Source organism: Pseudaestuariivita sp. (genome assembly GCF_052825805.1).
The window spans coordinates 1-15,100 of sequence record NZ_JBRBVB010000015.1; the positions used below are offsets into that span (position 1 = coordinate 1).

Annotated in this window: 17 protein-coding genes; 10 read left to right on the top strand and 7 right to left on the bottom strand. The window is 65.8% G+C overall.

Going from position 1 to position 15,100, the window contains the following annotated elements:
- Both ACU0B3_RS16065 and cobS read left to right on the top strand, forming a co-directional pair.
- On the top strand, positions 1-430 hold a 430-nt coding region (locus tag ACU0B3_RS16065), incomplete at its 5' end, for a nicotinate-nucleotide--dimethylbenzimidazole phosphoribosyltransferase (RefSeq protein WP_446261889.1).
- The gene (gene cobS / locus ACU0B3_RS16070) at positions 427-1,182 is read left to right on the top strand and encodes an adenosylcobinamide-GDP ribazoletransferase (RefSeq protein WP_446261890.1); all 756 of its coding nucleotides are present in this window, start codon (positions 427-429) and stop codon (positions 1,180-1,182) included. The genes ACU0B3_RS16065 and cobS, both read left to right, overlap by 4 nt.
- Before the next feature lie 166 nt (positions 1,183-1,348).
- Here cobS and metF read toward each other — a convergent pair whose 3' ends face one another.
- Positions 1,349-2,221, bottom strand: a complete 873-nt coding sequence (gene metF, locus ACU0B3_RS16075; protein WP_446261891.1) for a methylenetetrahydrofolate reductase [NAD(P)H] — start codon at positions 2,219-2,221, stop codon at positions 1,349-1,351.
- 94 nt (positions 2,222-2,315) lie between these two features.
- Here metF and ACU0B3_RS16080 point away from each other — a divergent pair, with 94 nt between their 5' ends.
- Complete coding sequence (locus tag ACU0B3_RS16080; RefSeq protein WP_446262266.1) at positions 2,316-3,224, top strand: LysR family transcriptional regulator; 909 nt, start codon at positions 2,316-2,318, stop codon at positions 3,222-3,224.
- 26 nt (positions 3,225-3,250) lie between these two features.
- On the opposite strand, the gene ACU0B3_RS16085 is transcribed toward ACU0B3_RS16080, so the two are convergent.
- Positions 3,251-3,457, bottom strand: coding sequence for a cold-shock protein (locus ACU0B3_RS16085; protein WP_446261892.1), 207 nt, complete (start codon positions 3,455-3,457; stop codon positions 3,251-3,253).
- Positions 3,458-3,670: 213 nt separating this feature from the next.
- On the opposite strand from ACU0B3_RS16085, the gene ACU0B3_RS16090 reads away from it, so the two are divergent.
- On the top strand, positions 3,671-3,985 hold the full coding sequence (locus ACU0B3_RS16090) for an ArsC/Spx/MgsR family protein (protein WP_446261893.1): 315 nt from the start codon (positions 3,671-3,673) through the stop codon (positions 3,983-3,985).
- Positions 3,986-4,031: 46 nt separating this feature from the next.
- Here ACU0B3_RS16090 and thrS read toward each other — a convergent pair whose 3' ends face one another.
- Together thrS and ACU0B3_RS16100 are read right to left on the bottom strand one after the other, a co-directional pair.
- Positions 4,032-6,014 (bottom strand): threonine--tRNA ligase, encoded by a 1,983-nt coding sequence (gene thrS, locus ACU0B3_RS16095; RefSeq protein WP_446261894.1) that lies wholly within the window; start codon positions 6,012-6,014, stop codon positions 4,032-4,034.
- 103 nt (positions 6,015-6,117) lie between these two features.
- Positions 6,118-7,275 (bottom strand): MFS transporter, encoded by a 1,158-nt coding sequence (locus ACU0B3_RS16100; protein WP_446261895.1) that lies wholly within the window; start codon positions 7,273-7,275, stop codon positions 6,118-6,120.
- 146 nt (positions 7,276-7,421) lie between these two features.
- Between ACU0B3_RS16100 and ACU0B3_RS16105 the strand changes: the two genes are divergently transcribed.
- The gene (locus ACU0B3_RS16105) at positions 7,422-7,667 is read left to right on the top strand and encodes a hypothetical protein (protein ID WP_446261896.1); all 246 of its coding nucleotides are present in this window, start codon (positions 7,422-7,424) and stop codon (positions 7,665-7,667) included.
- A gap of 254 nt (positions 7,668-7,921) precedes the next feature.
- Here ACU0B3_RS16105 and ACU0B3_RS16110 read toward each other — a convergent pair whose 3' ends face one another.
- From ACU0B3_RS16110 to ACU0B3_RS16120, 3 genes are read right to left on the bottom strand one after another with little or no spacing between them, the layout of a single operon-like run.
- Positions 7,922-8,320, bottom strand: a complete 399-nt coding sequence (locus ACU0B3_RS16110) for an MAPEG family protein (RefSeq protein WP_446261897.1) — start codon at positions 8,318-8,320, stop codon at positions 7,922-7,924.
- A gap of 4 nt (positions 8,321-8,324) precedes the next feature.
- Positions 8,325-8,768: an SRPBCC domain-containing protein gene (locus tag ACU0B3_RS16115; protein WP_446261898.1), complete on the bottom strand. Its 444-nt coding sequence runs from the start codon at positions 8,766-8,768 to the stop codon at positions 8,325-8,327.
- 55 nt (positions 8,769-8,823) lie between these two features.
- Entirely contained in the window at positions 8,824-9,642 is an 819-nt protein-coding gene (locus ACU0B3_RS16120) for an ArsR/SmtB family transcription factor (RefSeq protein WP_446261899.1), read from the bottom strand.
- Between the two features lie 136 nt (positions 9,643-9,778).
- On the opposite strand from ACU0B3_RS16120, the gene ACU0B3_RS16125 reads away from it, so the two are divergent.
- From ACU0B3_RS16125 to ACU0B3_RS16145, 5 genes are all read left to right on the top strand, one after another.
- The gene (locus ACU0B3_RS16125) at positions 9,779-10,519 is read left to right on the top strand and encodes an alpha/beta hydrolase (RefSeq protein ID WP_446261900.1); all 741 of its coding nucleotides are present in this window, start codon (positions 9,779-9,781) and stop codon (positions 10,517-10,519) included.
- 328 nt (positions 10,520-10,847) lie between these two features.
- Entirely contained in the window at positions 10,848-12,191 is a 1,344-nt protein-coding gene (locus ACU0B3_RS16130) for an MFS transporter (protein WP_446261901.1), read from the top strand.
- Positions 12,191-13,069 (top strand): alpha/beta hydrolase, encoded by an 879-nt coding sequence (locus ACU0B3_RS16135; protein WP_446261902.1) that lies wholly within the window; start codon positions 12,191-12,193, stop codon positions 13,067-13,069. The genes ACU0B3_RS16130 and ACU0B3_RS16135 overlap by 1 nt, the downstream gene beginning before the upstream one ends.
- 564 nt (positions 13,070-13,633) lie before the next feature.
- Positions 13,634-14,251: a hypothetical protein gene (locus ACU0B3_RS16140; protein ID WP_446261903.1), complete on the top strand. Its 618-nt coding sequence runs from the start codon at positions 13,634-13,636 to the stop codon at positions 14,249-14,251.
- 112 nt (positions 14,252-14,363) lie between these two features.
- Positions 14,364-15,077, top strand: a complete 714-nt coding sequence (locus tag ACU0B3_RS16145; RefSeq protein ID WP_446261904.1) for an alpha/beta fold hydrolase — start codon at positions 14,364-14,366, stop codon at positions 15,075-15,077.
- Positions 15,078-15,100: the final 23 nt, after the last annotated feature.

Below are 15,100 nucleotides of genomic sequence, written 5' to 3' on the forward strand. Positions count from 1 at the left end.
CGTCGAGGGCATCGCGCGCAAGACGCGGGCCATCGACACCGCGCTGGCGCTTCACGCGGAGAGCAAAGCCTCGATCCTGGCGTTGGCCACGCTCGGCGGGCGCGAGCAGGCCGCGATCTGCGGGGCGGTGCTGGCCGCACGCGCGGCGGGCATCCCGGTGATCCTCGACGGGTTCATCTGCACTGCAGCGATCCTGCCACTGCATGCCGCGGACCCGGCTTTGCTCGATCATTGTCTTGTAGCGCACGCAAGCGCGGAGCCGGGTCACGCCGGCATGGTGGAGGCGCTGGGCAAGGCGCCGATCCTTGATCTTGGCATGCGGCTGGGTGAGGGCTCGGGCGCTGCGTTGGCGCTGGGTGTGCTCAAGGCGGCGCTCGCATGTCACAATGGCATGGCCACCTTTGCGGACGCGGGCGTGTCGGGCGGATGAGTCTTTTGCGCCGCCGCGTGGCCGAAGGGCAGGTGGCGTTGATGCTGCTCACGCGCCTGCCGGCTGGGCAGCTGGGCGATACCGTGCCGCCGATGGGGCAGACGGTCTGGGCCTGGCCTTTGGTGGGCGCGCTGGTCGGTGCTCTGGCCGGCGCGGTGGTGTTGGTGCTCGGGGGGCTTGGGGTGCCGCTCGCGCCGCTGGCTGTTGCTGCGCTGACCGTTACGGCGGGTGTGACCGGGGGGTTGCACGAGGATGGGCTGGCCGATGTGGCGGACGGCTTTGGCGGAGGCGCGACGCGCGAGCGCAAGCTTGAGATCATGCGCGACAGCCGCGTCGGCAGTTACGGCGTTCTGGCGCTCGTGCTTGCGGTGGCGCTCAAGCTCGCCGCGATGGTGCAGGCACCGGATATGCTGTCGCTGGCGTTGGGCTGCGTCGTGCTGGGCGCGCTCAGCCGGGAGACCATGTGCCTGCCGCTGCGCGTCTTGCCGCCTGCGCGCGAGGACGGGCTGGGCGCGCGGACACAGGTGCCATTGGTGCCGAGTCTGGTCGGGGCGGTTCTGGCTTTGGGGCTTGCCGCGGTGAGTTTTGGCGTTGGAGGCGTTTACCTTTTCATCGCCGTGACCGTGGCGGGCCTTGCGGTTACCGCGCTTGCGAAACGGCAGATCGGCGGTCAGACGGGAGATGTCTGTGGAACAACGCAGGTGGTGACCGAAGCGGTTGGCTGGTGTGTGTTGGCTGCGGTTTGGGTCTAAGGCAGTAGGCTTTTGACCTTACAAAGACTCGCTCAATTTTAAGCACTCGCCTGACAGGCACTGTCAGGCCGCGCCGTCCCGCCTCCATGGGGCGGCGCGATTGCGCCACCCCTCGGGTCGGCGCGTGCTCCACGGTGGGTTCTGTATTGAGCTTTTGGTCGGCCAGTTACGCCACTTCTTGCAGCGCAACCTTCGGCGTCACACCCAGCGCATGGCACACGTCCCGCGTCAGCTCGGGGCGGTTGAGCGTGTAGAAGTGCAGCGTATCGACGCCTTCCTCGCGCAGTTTGGTGCACATCTCGGTGCACAGCGCGACCGCCAGCAGATCGGCCCGCCCATCCCGTTCGGCGGTGGCAAACGCGTCGTCTAGCCATTGCGGGATCGGCGCGCCGCAGCGCTGGGCAAAGCTCTTGACGCCTTTCCAGTTCTCGATCGGCAGGATGCCGGGCACGATCGGCTTGTCGATGCCCTTCGCCGCGCAGGCGTCACGGAACCGCAGGAACGTCTCGGGCTCGAAGAAGAACTGCGTCAGCGCCTCGTCCGCGCCGGCGTCAAACTTGGCTTTGAGGTGGTCGACATCGGCGCCTTCGTAGGCAGCCTCGGGATGCGGGTCGGGGTAGGCGCCGACGCGGATGTTGAACGTGCCTTTCGCGGCGAGCGCCCCGATCAGCTCCACCGAGCCGGAGAAACCTTCGGGATGCGGCGTAAAGCCGCCCGAGCCCTTGGGAGGATCGCCGCGCAGCGCCACGATGTCCGAAACGCCGGCGGCGGCGAACTGGTCGGCAAGGGCGAGCGTCTCGGCCTTGGTGGCGGACACGCAAGTCAGGTGCGCCGCGACCTTGAGGCCGGAGCTTGCGTGGAGCGCGCCCACCGCTTCGAGTGTGAGGTCACGGGTTGTTCCCCCCGCGCCGTAGGTCACCGAGACGAACCGAGGGTCGAGCGGAGAAAGCGTCTGGACCGCGTCCCACAGCCGGAACGTCGCCGCCATGTTTTGCGGCGGAAAGAACTCGAACGAGATGGCAGGGGCGGGTGCGGTCATGTGACAGGGCTCTCCTTGGATGCACACTTGTCTCACGCCCCGAGACGTGAAACAAATTCATAACTCTCAAGATCAACATGAGTTCCGCATGAAGATTCACCTCGAGTTCCGGCATTTGCGCACGATCAAGGCGATCCACGAGGCGGGCGGGCTGGCGCGTGCTGCCGACACGCTCAACATCACGCAATCGGCGCTGTCGCATCAGGTGAAGGGTCTTGAGGAGCAGGCGGGCGTCGAGCTTTTTGTGCGGCGTGCCAAACCGATGAAGCTATCGGCGGCGGGCCTGCGCCTCTTGCGGCTGGCGGACCGGATCCTGCCGGAGGTGGAGGCGGCGCTTGCGGAATTCGACGGCCTGCGCGACGGCTCTTCGGGGCGGCTGCACATCGCGATCGAGTGCCACGCCTGTTTCGAGTGGCTGTTCCCCGTGCTCGAGCGGTTTCGCGTCAACTGGCCCGACGTGGACGTGGACATCCGTCCCGGCCTTGCCTTCGAGGCGTTGCCGGCGCTTTCGCGGGAAGAGGTGGACCTCGTCGTCTCCTCGGACCCCGAAGAGCTGAGCGGGATCACGTTCGACCACCTTTTCGACTACGCGCCTGTGTTCGTCGCCTCTGCGGGACACAAGCTGGCAGAAAAACCGTGGATCGAGGCGCGGGATTTCCGAGATCAGACGCTGATCACCTATCCGGTGGACCGCGCGCGGCTCGACATCTTCAGCCAGTTGCTGACGCCCGCCAAAGTCGAGCCCGCCGCGGTGCGGCAGGCCGAGCTGACGGCGGTGATCCTGTTTCTGGTGGCATCGAACCGCGGGGTCAGCGTGCTGCCTGACTGGGTGGTGCGCGAGGTGCGCAGTTCGCCTGGCTACGTGACCCGTCCGTTGACCGAGGCCGGTCTGACGCGGGGGCTTTTTGCCGCGGTGCGGGACACCGACCGCGACAAGCCATTCATGCGTGAATTCATGAGGATGGCGCGCGAGGAAGCGACGCGCCTTCAAAGCGCGGCCTAGCGGGTGTCACGCCGCAGGCTTGGGCCTCATACAGCCTTGAGTTCGCCTGCCATCTGGCGACCATCGCGGCCTTCGATCAACTCATACTCGATCTGCTGGTTGTCGGCGAGGCCGGTCATGCCGGCTCGTTCAACGGCTGAAATGTGCACGAAAACGTCCTTGCCGCCTTCTGCGGGCTCGATAAATCCAAAGCCCTTGGTGGTGTTAAACCATTTTACGGTGCCTGTCGGCATCACGTATCTCCTTTTGACTTGGTCTGCGTCCGGCGGCGCGCGCCGGGTCTTGGAAAGTGCGACCAGCCGCTTCTCAGACCCAGGAGCGGCGCGCACCCGTCTGGTCTTCAACCATCGCTGTGCTAGAAAGTTGCGCCCAGGTCTCAAAAATCAAGGGACGGGCTGTCGCAGGGCGCGGCGGCGCTCAGAATTTATGCACAAATGGAGGGGGCGATGCAGCTTTACGGGCTCAAGACATGTGACACCTGCCGCAAGGCGCTGAAGGCGCTGCCGGGCGCGCAGCTGGTCGATGTGCGCGCCGAGGGCGTGCCGGAAGCGGTGCTCGAGGCGGCACTGGCTGAGTTCGGGGATGCGCTGGTGAACACACGCTCGACCACGTGGCGGGGGCTTTCGGAGGAGGAGCGTGCCGCTGCGCCGATGGAACTCCTCAAGACGCACCCGACCCTGATGAAGCGCCCGCTGATCGACGACGGCGGCACGCTGCACCTCGGTTGGAGCAGGGCGACGCAGGCTGCGCTGGGCGCGTGAGGTAAGGTGGGCAGATGCCCACCCTACGTGTCAGGCCAAGTTCGGGTCACCGAAGGTCCGGCGGCGTGGCCTCGGCAGAGAGCTGGGCGACGACCACGTCCAGCCCCATGACCGCCGATTGCTTTTCACCCAGACGCCGGACGGAGGCTGTGCGCTCCTCGACCTCCCGGTGCCCGATGGCGAGGATCACCGGAACCTTGCCAACCGAATGCTCGCGCACCTTGTAGTTGATCTTCTCGTTGCGGATGTCCGCCTCGGCCCGGACGCCTGCCGCCGTGAGCGCCTGGACGACCTCGGCAACATAATCGTCCGCCTCTGATGTGATCGACGCCACGACCACCTGACGAGGCGCGAGCCAGAACGGCAGTTTGCCTGCGTGTTCCTCGATCAGGATCCCGATGAACCGCTCGAACGAGCCGAGGCAGGCGCGGTGCAGCATGAAGGGGCGCGCCTTGTCGCCCTCGGGCGTGATGTAGCTCGCGTCGAGCCGCTCGGGCAGGTTCGGGTCCACCTGGAAGGTGCCGCATTGCCAGACCCGGCCGATCGCGTCGGTCAGGTAGAAGTCGAGCTTGGGTCCGTAGAACGCGCCGTCACCGGGCTCGAGCGTGTACTCGCGGCCCACCGCCTTGATCGCGGCTTCGAGCGCGCCCTCGACGTAATCCCAGCTTTCCTCGGTGCCGACCCGCTTTTCAGGGCGGGTGGCGAAGCGGATCTCGAACTCGGCGAAGCCGAGCTCGCGGTAGATGTCCGCGAGGAAATCGATGAACTTGGCGCATTCCGCCTCGATCTGGTCCTCGCGGCAAAAGATGTGCGCGTCGTCCTGTGTGAAGCCGCGCACGCGCATGATGCCGTGCAGCGCGCCCGAGGGCTCGAACCGCGCGCAGGAGCCGAACTCCGCAAGCCGCAGCGGCAGGTCGCGATAGCTTTTGAGCCCCTGGTTGAAGACCTGCACGTGGCACGGGCAGTTCATCGGTTTCAGCGCGTTGATCTTGGTCTGCGCCCGGTTCTTCTTGGCCTCCGCGTCGTCGTTCTCACCGTCACGCGACTCGTCGACCTCCACGAGGAACATGTGGTGCTGGTACTTGTCCCAGTGGCCCGACGCCTCCCAGAGCTTGCGGTCCACGACCTGAGGCGTGTTGATCTCCTGATACCCGCCTGCGCGTTGCTTGCGGCGCATGTAGTCCTGCAGTTGCGTGTAGATGGTCCAGCCGTTCGGGTGCCAGAAGACCTGGCCGGGCGCCTCCTCCTGCATGTGAAAAAGGTCCATCTCGCGCCCCAGCTTGCGGTGGTCGCGCTTGGCGGCTTCCTCGAGCATATTGAGGTGCTTTTTCAGATCGTCCCGGTTCTTGAACGCGACGCCGTAGATGCGCTGCAGCATGGCCCGGTCCGAATCGCCCCGCCAGTAGGCGCCGGCAATCGACATCAGCTTGAACGCGTCGCCCGGCACCTGGCCGGTGTGCTGAAGGTGCGGGCCGCGGCAGAGGTCCTGCCAGTCGCCGTGCCAGTACATGCGCAGGGGCTCGTCGCCGGGGATGCTCTCGATCAGCTCGACCTTGTAGGGCTCACCATTGGCCTCGTAGTGCGCGATCGCACGCGCGCGCTCCCAGACTTCGGTGCGGACCGGGTCGCGGGCGTTGATGATCTCCTTCATCTTCTTCTCGATGGCGCCGAGGTCTTCGGGCGTAAACGGCTCGGCGCGGTCGAAATCGTAGTACCAGCCGTCCTTGATGACCGGGCCGATGGTGACCTTGGTGTCCGGCCAGATCGCCTGCACGGCGCGCGCCATGATATGCGCGAGATCGTGCCGGATCAGCTCGAGCGCCTGGGCGTCGTCTTGCATCGTGTGGATGGCGATGCTGGCGTCCGCCTCGATCGGCCACTGCAGGTCCCAGTGCGCGCCGTCGACGCTGGCACTGATGGCTTTCTTGGCCAGGCTTTTGGAGATGCTGGCGGCGACCTCGCCAGCGGTCACGCCGGCCTCGAAGTCACGCGCATTGCCATCGGGAAAGGTCAGGGAAATCTGGGTCATGGCCCATGCTCCTCGTCGGTTTGGCGCCCACGGAACGCCCGGTTGCGGGTTATGTCGTGCGCGCGGTATCGCGCCGCGCCGGGGTCAGGTCAAGCCTGAATGGTCAGGCCGGAACGGGCGGGCGCGCAAGGCTGAGACGCAAATGGATCAGGGCGAGGAGCGCCATGCCTCCCGCCGAGGCGCCAAGCGCGCCGGGTCCCAGCGCCTGCAGGACGGCGGCACCGATCACCGAGCCGAGCGCTGCGCCGATGTAGATGGCGGCGGCATTGAGGGCGAGCACCACCGGCGCGCGCGGGCCGGCAAGCTGCACCAGCCGCGCCTGTTGCGGCGCCGCAAAGCTCCACCCGCAAAGCGACCACACGAACGTCAGCAGAACCACCAGCCACGGCGCGAAGGGCAGCGCGGAAAAGAGCGGCATCAGCGCGACTTGCGCGATGCACACCAGCGTGAGCGTGCGCCCGAGGCCGAGCCGGTCTCCCATCCAGCCGCCGATCAGGTTGCCGGCGACCGCCGCCCCTCCGAAGGTCAAAAGGACGATGGTGATCCCGTCTCGCCCGAACCCCATGAGTTCGGAGAGGAGTGGCGCAAGGTAGGTGTAAAGCACGTAGATCGCCCCGAGAAACGAGCCGGTAAAGAGCGTCGCGCCCATCATCGGCAGGTTGCCGAGCGACTGGCCGAGGTCCCCGAGCGTGACGGGTTGGAACCGCAGGCCCGCCGGCACTTGCGTCCACACCAGCCACACCGTCGGCACCGCGAGCAGCGCCACGATCCAGAACGCCACCTGCCAGCCAAAGGTGTAGCCCATCCAGCTGCCCGCCGGCACGCCCAGCACCTGCGCCAGCGTGAGCCCGAAAAAGACATAGGCCAGCACCTTGGCCCGGTCCTGTGGCGGGGCGAGACCTGCCGCGACGGCGGAGGCGACCGGCGTGACGATGCCGGCGCCTGCCGCGGCCAGCACGCGCGCGGCGCTCATGCCGGCCAGCCCGGTGGAGAGCGAGGCGACAATTGCGGCCAGTGCAAAGATCGTGAGCCCTGCCGCGATCACCCGGCGCCGCCCCGCCTTGCCCGTCAGCGCCACCAGGAGAGGCGACAGCACCGCGTATCCGAGCGCGTAGGAAGTCAGCATCGTGCCAGCGGCGGCGTCGGAGATGGCGAGGTCCCGCGCCACAGGCTCGATCAGGCCGACCACCATGAAGGCGCCCATGCCGATCACGAAATTGGCCGCCGAAAGGACGGTGATGATCCGGGAAAGCTCTGTCATATCAAGACTGTGCCACGGGTCCGGGGCCGTGAACAGCGCGGATCGGCATTTCGCAACTGCCGCATAAATGGGCAGTGGTATACCGTTGCATGCTTGTATGCCTATGAATACTTTGACACTTTTTTTGGCAGCCTGTAGTTTCCGATATGAAACAGATGAATGCAGGTGCAGAAAAGGGTGCGGCGATGGCAAAGGCGAACACAAACTTCGAGCTGAGCGTCGACGATCTGGACACGATCGAGGCCGCCCTCAGAGCGCGCAAGCAGGCGCTGCATGGCGAGACCTGCGACACCAGCGTGGACGAGAAGCGCACGATCCACGATCTGCTGGGACGCCTTCACAACCAGAAGGTCTTTTACCGTCCGTCTGGCGCGCCTTATGTCGGCGGTTAACGCGATCTGACACGGCAAAAGCGCCCCCGCTTTGGAGGGCGCTTTTTTGTGTGCGGGGTTCGCTGAGACAGCGATCTTAAACCGGACGAACCCCGCCTAAATCAAATCACCTGCCCGACGTTTACGTCAGGCCGCGTCATGCCAAAGGCATGCCTGCGGCGTGACCCGCCCCAATGGGGCGGCGCGATTGCGCCACCCCTCGGGACGGCGCGTGAACTTCCGCATCGAAGGCATCAAGTTCAAAGTCGCCAGTCTTACGCCAGCAGGATCGCCGCCACCACCGCCAGCGTGCAGAGGTAGCTTACGGTAAAGATGATCGGGCGGATCGGGAACACCGCCAGCCCGCTGATCATCCCCGCCGCATGCACCACCCGTACCCAGAAAAAGACGATCGCCGCCCAGACCGTCACGCTCGTCGAGATGCCCGCGACATGCGCCACGAGCAGGGCGATGCCGAAGGGGATCAACGTCTCGAGCAGGTTCTGGTGCGCCCGGAAAGCGCGTTGCACCCAGGGGCGCATCTTGCGGTGGTCGGGGGGCGTGGTGAAGTCGGTGAAGTCCTCCCGCTCGGACGTGACGCCCACGATAAACGGGATCCAGAGCGACCCGGCCAGCAGGGCGGTCATCAACAGGTACGTGAGTTCGAGGGTCATCGGCTCAGCCCTCCATCTTGATCGGTTGCCCGGTTTCCAGCCAGGACTTGAGCGAGGCGACGTGGCGCGCCCAGCCTTCCTTGACGCCCTCCTGGCCGGCCGGAATGTCGTAATGCTCGCAGGTCAGCAGGCAATGCGCACCCTCTGGCTGGATCATGAAGACGATGCGCGAGTGGGCGGTGTTCCCGTCGATCCAGTTCGGCTCAAAGCTCTGCTCGATCCGCGTCTTCGGCTCGAGCGCCGTGGTGGTCTGCGTGAGCATCGTCGAGCCGTCCTTGCGCAGGATGCACGTCGGCGCGCCAAGCGCTGCGTCTCCTTCGGCGGCGTCGCAGGCAAAGTGGTACTGCGCGATCTGGTCCGCCTGGGTCAGCGCATCCCAAAGCGCGTCCTGCGTGCAGCGTATCAATGTCTGGTGGATGAAGTCGGGTTTGGGGTTTTGGTCGAGCATCGAGGTCTCCGTCTTGAAGGGTGTGCGCAAGCGCTGGGGAAGGTGATCAGGAGTGTCAGGCGTCCGACGGTTCGGGAACTGGATCGGGCAGGCGCAGTGTCTCGCCCGTTTCGAGCCAGCTTTTCAGCCCGGCCGCCCAGCGCGCCCAGCCGTCGTGCACCCCCTCGCCCGGCACAACCGGATGCGTGAGGTCGTAGTGCTCGACCGTCAGACGCATCACAGGACCTTCCTGGTCCAACAGGAAGACGGTGACGGATGGCCGCGATGTGGCATCGTCCAGGATCTCGAACGTCGCCTCGATCCGCGATTTGGGTTCGGCGGTGAGGGTACGGGCGCGCATGATCTGCGTGCCGCCGGCGAGGGCGAAATGGTAGGTGTCGTCTTCCAGCCGCACGTCGGGGCACATGAAATGCCACTGGGACATCATGCCCGGGTCGGTCAACGCGTCCCATAGCGCGTCGCGCGTGGTGCGGATGAACGTCTGCATGACGTGATCGGGTTTCTTGGTGCTGTCCAGCATGTGATCTCCTTGGGTTGAGGCGTCGCCGCCTGAGGTGGGAGCGTCCCGGGTTTCCAGATGCGCCTTGAGGTCGAGCATCCCACGCGCCACGGGTTTGGCGAGGAGAGGTTCGATCCAGCGGTCGATGACCTCCTGCAGCGGCACGGCGTTGAGGTAGTGATACTTGAACCGCCCCTGCTTCTTGGTGGTCACGAGGTGCGCGGCCTCCAAAAGCTTGAGGTGCTTCATCACGCCGAACCGCGTCATCTCGAGGTTGGCCTCGAGATCGGTCAGGGTCTGTCCGTCCCGCATCCGCAACGCATCCAGCAGCGCGCGGCGGGTCGGGTCGTTCAGGGCTTTGAAGATCGCATCCATGGGTCTTCAATAGGTGAGTATATAGTCACGTGTCAACATGGTCACTTATAAGGGTGCATTGAGAGGGCTGGAGCGTGGTCAAAAATCGTTTAGGATCAACGGCGCACCACGAGATAGGCGCATGGGAGATCACGACATGCAGATGCTAGAAACACCGCAGGGGCGGCGAATCGCCTACCACCGGACCGAGGGCACGGGGCCGGGTGTGGTCTTCCTCGGCGGGCTGATGTCGGACATGACGGGCACCAAGGCGGTGCATCTCGAGGACTGGGCGCGGCGGCAGGGCAGGGCGTTTTTGCGGTTCGATTATTCCGGGCACGGGCAGTCGTCGGGCACCTTTACCGAGGGCTGCATCGGCGATTGGCACGAGGACGCGGTGGCGGTGCTGGAGGCGCTGACCGAGGGGCCGCAGGTGCTCGTCGGCTCGTCGATGGGCGGCTGGCAGGCGCTGCTCCTCGCGCGGGCAAGCCCTCAGCGCGTCGCGGGTCTCGTAACCATCGCCGCCGCGCCGGATTTCACCGAGGACAGCATGTGGGCGGGGTTCTCTGATGCGCAGAAGGCGGAGCTCGCGGAGGCCGGCATCGTGCATCTGCCATCGGACTACGGGGAGCCATATCCGATCACCAGGCGCATGATCGAGGACGGGCGGAAGAACCTCGTGCTCCGCAGCCCGCTGAATCTGCCGATGCCAGTGCGCATGCTGCAAGGCACGGCGGACGCGGATGTCGACATGTCGGTGGCGCTGCGCCTTTTGGAGCATGCCGAGGGGCCGGACCTGCGTTTGACGCTAGTCAAGGGCGCGGATCACAGGTTCTCCACGCCCGAGTGTCTGACGCTGATCGAGAAGTCGGTGGAAAAGGTGGTGCATCGGGTTTGATGCGTTGGCCCAATAAGGCGAGCTTAAACCTGATACGTTGGAAACGGTTGTGCACGCGCCGTCCCGCGGGGTGGCGCAATCGCGCCGCCCGTTTTGCCGAAGGCAAACCTTCGGTTTGACGGGGGCGGGTCATGCCAGAGGCATGCCTTTGGCATGACGCGGCCTGACGGTGGCCGTCAGGCAGGAGCAGTGATTTAAGCCGTTGCGTATCAGTGTTTCAGTTATACGGCACCCCGCCATAAAAGATGGAGCGCCCTCTGACGTCAGGTAACGCTAGGGCAAAGCGCCTGTGCTGCGTCATAGGAGCCGCAGCACGGGGGAGAAGACCATGGCGCGCGCATCGAAACTCACGCAGGGGCAGAAGATCGGCTGGGGGCTCGCCGACATGGGCATCGTCGTCTTTGTCGTGATCAAGCAGCTTTTGATCGTCGCCTTTCTTAACACCGTGCTGGGCGTCCCCGTGGAGACGGCGGGCCTTGTCGCGACGCTGGTGTTGGTGTTCGACATCGTGACCGATCCGCTGGTGGGGTACCTCAGTGATCGGACCTCAACCCGCTGGGGGCGGCGCGCGCCCTGGATGGTGGGCGGCGCGGTGTTGCTGGCGGGCGCGATGGTGGGGCTCTTTTCCGCGCCCTTGGACGGCACACCCACGGCGTCGCTCGTGTGGGTCACCGGGTTCTTCGTCCTGGCCACCATCGGGTTCACCATGGTTGCAATCCCCTACGGCGCCTCCGCCGGCGAGATCACGCAGGACCCGCGCACCCGTTCGACGCTTACGGCGTGGCGCATGGTATTTGCCTCCATCGGCATCCTGATCGGCGGCGCGGTGTTCCCTGGCCTGGCCAAGGATTTGGGCCACGCCACTGCCGCCCTCATCGCCGCGCCGCTGGTGGTGCTGCCGGTGTGGCTCTCGGTCTTTGCCACGCGCAAGGCGCCGCGCATTCTGGTGCCGGCGCAGACGCGGTTTGGTGACACGCTCCGGCTTGTGCTGGCCAACCGCGCCTTTATGGTGCTGGTGGGTTGCTACGGCGTGATGACGCTCGCGGTGGCGCTGATCACGGCAGGGCTGCCCTTTGCGGCGCTCTACCTGATCACCGACGACGGCAGCACTCTGCTCTCGGGTGCAGCCGAGACGCTGACGGTGCTGTCGCTGATGTTCGCCACCTTTGTCGTCGGATCGATCCTGAGCCAGGCGATCTGGGTGCTGGTGTCCGCGCGCATCGGCAAGCTCTGGGCGCTGGTGGTCGGGCTCAGCCTCTATATCGCGCTGCTGCTCACCCTCTTTTCCATGTTGCCCTCGGCTAATGTGACCCTGATCTCGGGGATGTTCGTGCTGGCGGGCATGACCAACGGCGCCTACCAGCAAATCCCCTGGGCGATCTATCCCGACCTGATGGACCGCACCCGCGCGCAGTCGGGCGAGGCGATCGAGGGCGCGTTCTCTGCGCTCTGGCTCTTGGGTCAAAAAGTGGCCAACGCGATTGCGCCGCTGGTGCTGGGGCTGCTCCTGGCCTCTGCCGGGTGGCAGGAGACGACGGAGGGCACGACCGTGCAGACCGGCGCGGCGCTCGAGATGCTGCACTGGACGGTGACGTTGATCCCGGCGGCGATAATGGCGGTTTCGATCCTGGGGCTGGTGCTGGTCTACCGTCCCGCCGCGCGTGCCAGCTGATGCTGCCCGACGATCCCTCTGCGCTCGACGCCTACTTTGCCACCGATGAAGCGCGGTTCCCCGACATCCGTCACCCCGAATGCGCCAAGCGCATCGTCTGGGCGGGCGCGCCCGGCGCGGTCACAGACCTGTCGATCGTCTACCTGCACGGCTTTTCCGCAACCTCGCAGGAGATCCAGCCGGTCCCGACGGAGGTGGCCAAGGCGCTGGGCGCAAACCTTTTTCTCACACGGCTCACCGGGCACGGGCGGGATGGTGACGCGATGGCGGACGGCAGCGTGGCGGCGTGGACGCGCGACACGGGCGAAGCGCTGGAGACCGCGTGCCGCATCGGGCGCCGGGTGATCGTCATGGCGACCTCGACCGGGGCGACTTTGGCGACTTTGGCGGCGTGCGATCCTGCGCGGGTGCGGGACGTCGCAGGCATGGTGTTTGTGTCGCCCAACTTCGGGATCCGGAACCCGATGGCGCGCATCCTGACATGGCCGGGGGTGCGCCGCTGGGGGCCGTACCTCTTTGGCGAGACGCGCACCTTCGAGCCGCGCGCGCCGCTGCACGGCACCTATTGGACGACGAGCTATCCTTCGCTGGCGGTTGTCCCCGTTGCAGAGCTTGTGCGCGACGTCTGGCGGTCGGACCTTGGCCGGGCGCGCGTGCCGCTCCTCGTCTTCCAGTCGCGCCACGATGAAGTTGTCAGCGCGGCCAAAACCGAAGCGGCCGTAGCGCGGTGGGGTGGCTCCAGGACCCTCGATTGGGTCACACTCGATCCCGGCGACGATCCGGGCGCGCATTGCATCACGGGCGACATCCTGTCCCCGAATCAGACACCCAAGACGATCGCGCGCGTCGTGGAATGGTTGGGCGAAACGGTGCTGTGAACAGGGCGCACAAGGCGCACCAGACGATGGCGCGTCATAAGACTGACACAATGCAGCCCTTAGGTTGTGGAGCGCGCGCAAGACTGTGGTTTATCGGCCAGCCGTTGCCCTGCCCGGAGTGGCAGAGATTGATAAAGGCCCCAAAAAAGATAGCCTTAACGCCAGAGTGATAGGGATCCCCCTACGCTTGGGTGGTCACAGGCAGGGCGCGCAGACTTTTGGCGTCGCGCCTGCTGCGGTTCCGGGTTCGGCCCGGGCCGAAACATATCTGCGGGATCTCAGGAGGTGAGAGCTCTGCACGATGAAACAAGGGGCGGGGAATTAAGGGGCGGGGCCCCGGCAGGTTTGCAGTCCAGATAGGTCTGGCCGGCAAAACGCCAGGTCTCCGCATCGCTCCCTCGGGGGGCGAAGGGGCATTTCACGGGACCGGCTTCTGAAGCGCCGGTCCGCACATTTTATATGCCGCGCGGGCGTGGGACCTCACCGTGGCAGCTGTCAACGCTTTCGAGGTCGCCTTTGGCCTATAGCACTGAACTTGCAGGTCGGTTCCGCACGCCGCGCTCCATGTGGAGCCTCGAGACGCTCGGGCGTGTGCGCCTCTCGCGGCATTTCTACCTGCGCGACTTCCTCTATTCCGAGATCGGCAATTTTCACCAGATCCAGAACGTGCCGGACGATCCGAACCTCGTGATCCGCCATGGCACGCGGCTCGCGCATGAACTGCTGGACCCGCTGACCGAGACGTTTGGCCGGATCGCCATCCGCTCAGGGTATCGCTCGGCCGAGCTCAACGCCTTTGGCAACCGCGAAAAGCTGAACTGCGCGCGCAACGACTACCCGCTCGAGTGCCACATCTGGGATTACTACGGCGACAGCCGCGCGGTGGCTGGCGCGTCGGTGGTGATCCCGTGGTTCGCGGACCGCTACGCGGCGGGGCGCGACTGGCGTGACCTGGCGTGGTGGCTGCACGACCACCTGCCGGGCTATTCGGACCTGTGGTTTTTCCCCAAACTCTGCGCCTTCAACATCTCGTGGCGCGCGACACCGATCAAGCGGATCGACAGCTACATCGCCCCGCGTGGCAGCTTGCTGAGGCCCGGTGAGATGCCGGATGAGCCACTCGCGCGGCGGCAAAAGCGGTACGCCGATTTCCCCAAGTTTCGCGGTCTCGACCTGCCCTGAGCGGGACCTGACCCAGGCGGGAGCCCGAAAGGGTTGCGGGGCCGGAGAGCCTGCGCCACAACCCCCACGAGTGTCGCCGCCTTTGTCGCGGCTTTGCCGAGGACAGTGACCCGTGCCGCGTGATCCGATTGTGTTTCTGCCTGACGTGATGTGCGACGCGCGGCTCTTTGCGCCGCAGATGTTTGCGCTGGCGCCCGAGCACGTGGTCATCACAGCGCCCCTGACCCGCGGCGAGCGGATCGAGGAGGTCGCCTCGTCGCTGCTTGACCACCTTCCGAGCCACTTCGCGCTCTGCGGTCAGGGGCTGGGCGGGATCGTGGCGCTCGACCTCATCAAACGCGCGCCGGATCGCGTGTCCCGTGTCGCATTTGTCGCGACCGATGCGCTGCCCGACACGCCGCAGGACGCAGCGGCGCGAGAGGATTGGATCGTCGGAGCGCGCTCGGGGCGGCTCGGGGATGTCATGGCCTCTGCCGTGCCGCAAGGCGCCATCGCGCCGGGGCCGCAGGCTGGCGACGTGCGGGCTCTGGTGGACGACATGGCGGATTTCCTCGGCACGGACGTCTTTGTCCGGCAGATGCGCATGCTGCAAAGGCGCCGCGACATGCAGGCGGCGATGCGCCGCTGCAAGGCGCCTGCGTGGATGATCGCGGGCTCCGAGGACCCGCTGGTCCCGGTCAAGCGCATGGAGTTCCTCGCCGAGTTCACGCCCTTTTCCGAGCTCAAGGTGATCGACGGCGCGGGGCATTTTCCGAGTTTGGAGACGCCTGATGCGCTGACGCAAGTGTTATCGGAGTGGCTGAGAGCGCCTTTGGTGCTGAGCTGAGGCGGGCAGTTCCTAGGTCGACA

What these genes read in the sequence shown, in the direction of transcription:
- cobS (WP_446261890.1), top strand. Translation starts at nt 427, where the DNA reads ATGAGTCTTTTGCGCCGCCGCGTGGCCGAAGGGCAGGTGGCGTTGATG.
- metF (WP_446261891.1), bottom strand. Translation starts at nt 2,221, where the DNA reads ATGACCGCACCCGCCCCTGCCATCTCGTTCGAGTTCTTTCCGCCGCAA.
- ACU0B3_RS16085 (WP_446261892.1), bottom strand. Translation starts at nt 3,457, where the DNA reads ATGCCGACAGGCACCGTAAAATGGTTTAACACCACCAAGGGCTTTGGA.
- ACU0B3_RS16090 (WP_446261893.1), top strand. Translation starts at nt 3,671, where the DNA reads ATGCAGCTTTACGGGCTCAAGACATGTGACACCTGCCGCAAGGCGCTG.
- thrS (WP_446261894.1), bottom strand. Translation starts at nt 6,014, where the DNA reads ATGACCCAGATTTCCCTGACCTTTCCCGATGGCAATGCGCGTGACTTC.
- ACU0B3_RS16100 (WP_446261895.1), bottom strand. Translation starts at nt 7,275, where the DNA reads ATGACAGAGCTTTCCCGGATCATCACCGTCCTTTCGGCGGCCAATTTC.
- ACU0B3_RS16105 (WP_446261896.1), top strand. Translation starts at nt 7,422, where the DNA reads ATGAAACAGATGAATGCAGGTGCAGAAAAGGGTGCGGCGATGGCAAAG.
- ACU0B3_RS16110 (WP_446261897.1), bottom strand. Translation starts at nt 8,320, where the DNA reads ATGACCCTCGAACTCACGTACCTGTTGATGACCGCCCTGCTGGCCGGG.
- ACU0B3_RS16115 (WP_446261898.1), bottom strand. Translation starts at nt 8,768, where the DNA reads ATGCTCGACCAAAACCCCAAACCCGACTTCATCCACCAGACATTGATA.
- ACU0B3_RS16120 (WP_446261899.1), bottom strand. Translation starts at nt 9,642, where the DNA reads ATGGATGCGATCTTCAAAGCCCTGAACGACCCGACCCGCCGCGCGCTG.
- ACU0B3_RS16125 (WP_446261900.1), top strand. Translation starts at nt 9,779, where the DNA reads ATGCAGATGCTAGAAACACCGCAGGGGCGGCGAATCGCCTACCACCGG.
- ACU0B3_RS16130 (WP_446261901.1), top strand. Translation starts at nt 10,848, where the DNA reads ATGGCGCGCGCATCGAAACTCACGCAGGGGCAGAAGATCGGCTGGGGG.
- ACU0B3_RS16135 (WP_446261902.1), top strand. Translation starts at nt 12,191, where the DNA reads ATGCTGCCCGACGATCCCTCTGCGCTCGACGCCTACTTTGCCACCGAT.
- ACU0B3_RS16140 (WP_446261903.1), top strand. Translation starts at nt 13,634, where the DNA reads ATGTGGAGCCTCGAGACGCTCGGGCGTGTGCGCCTCTCGCGGCATTTC.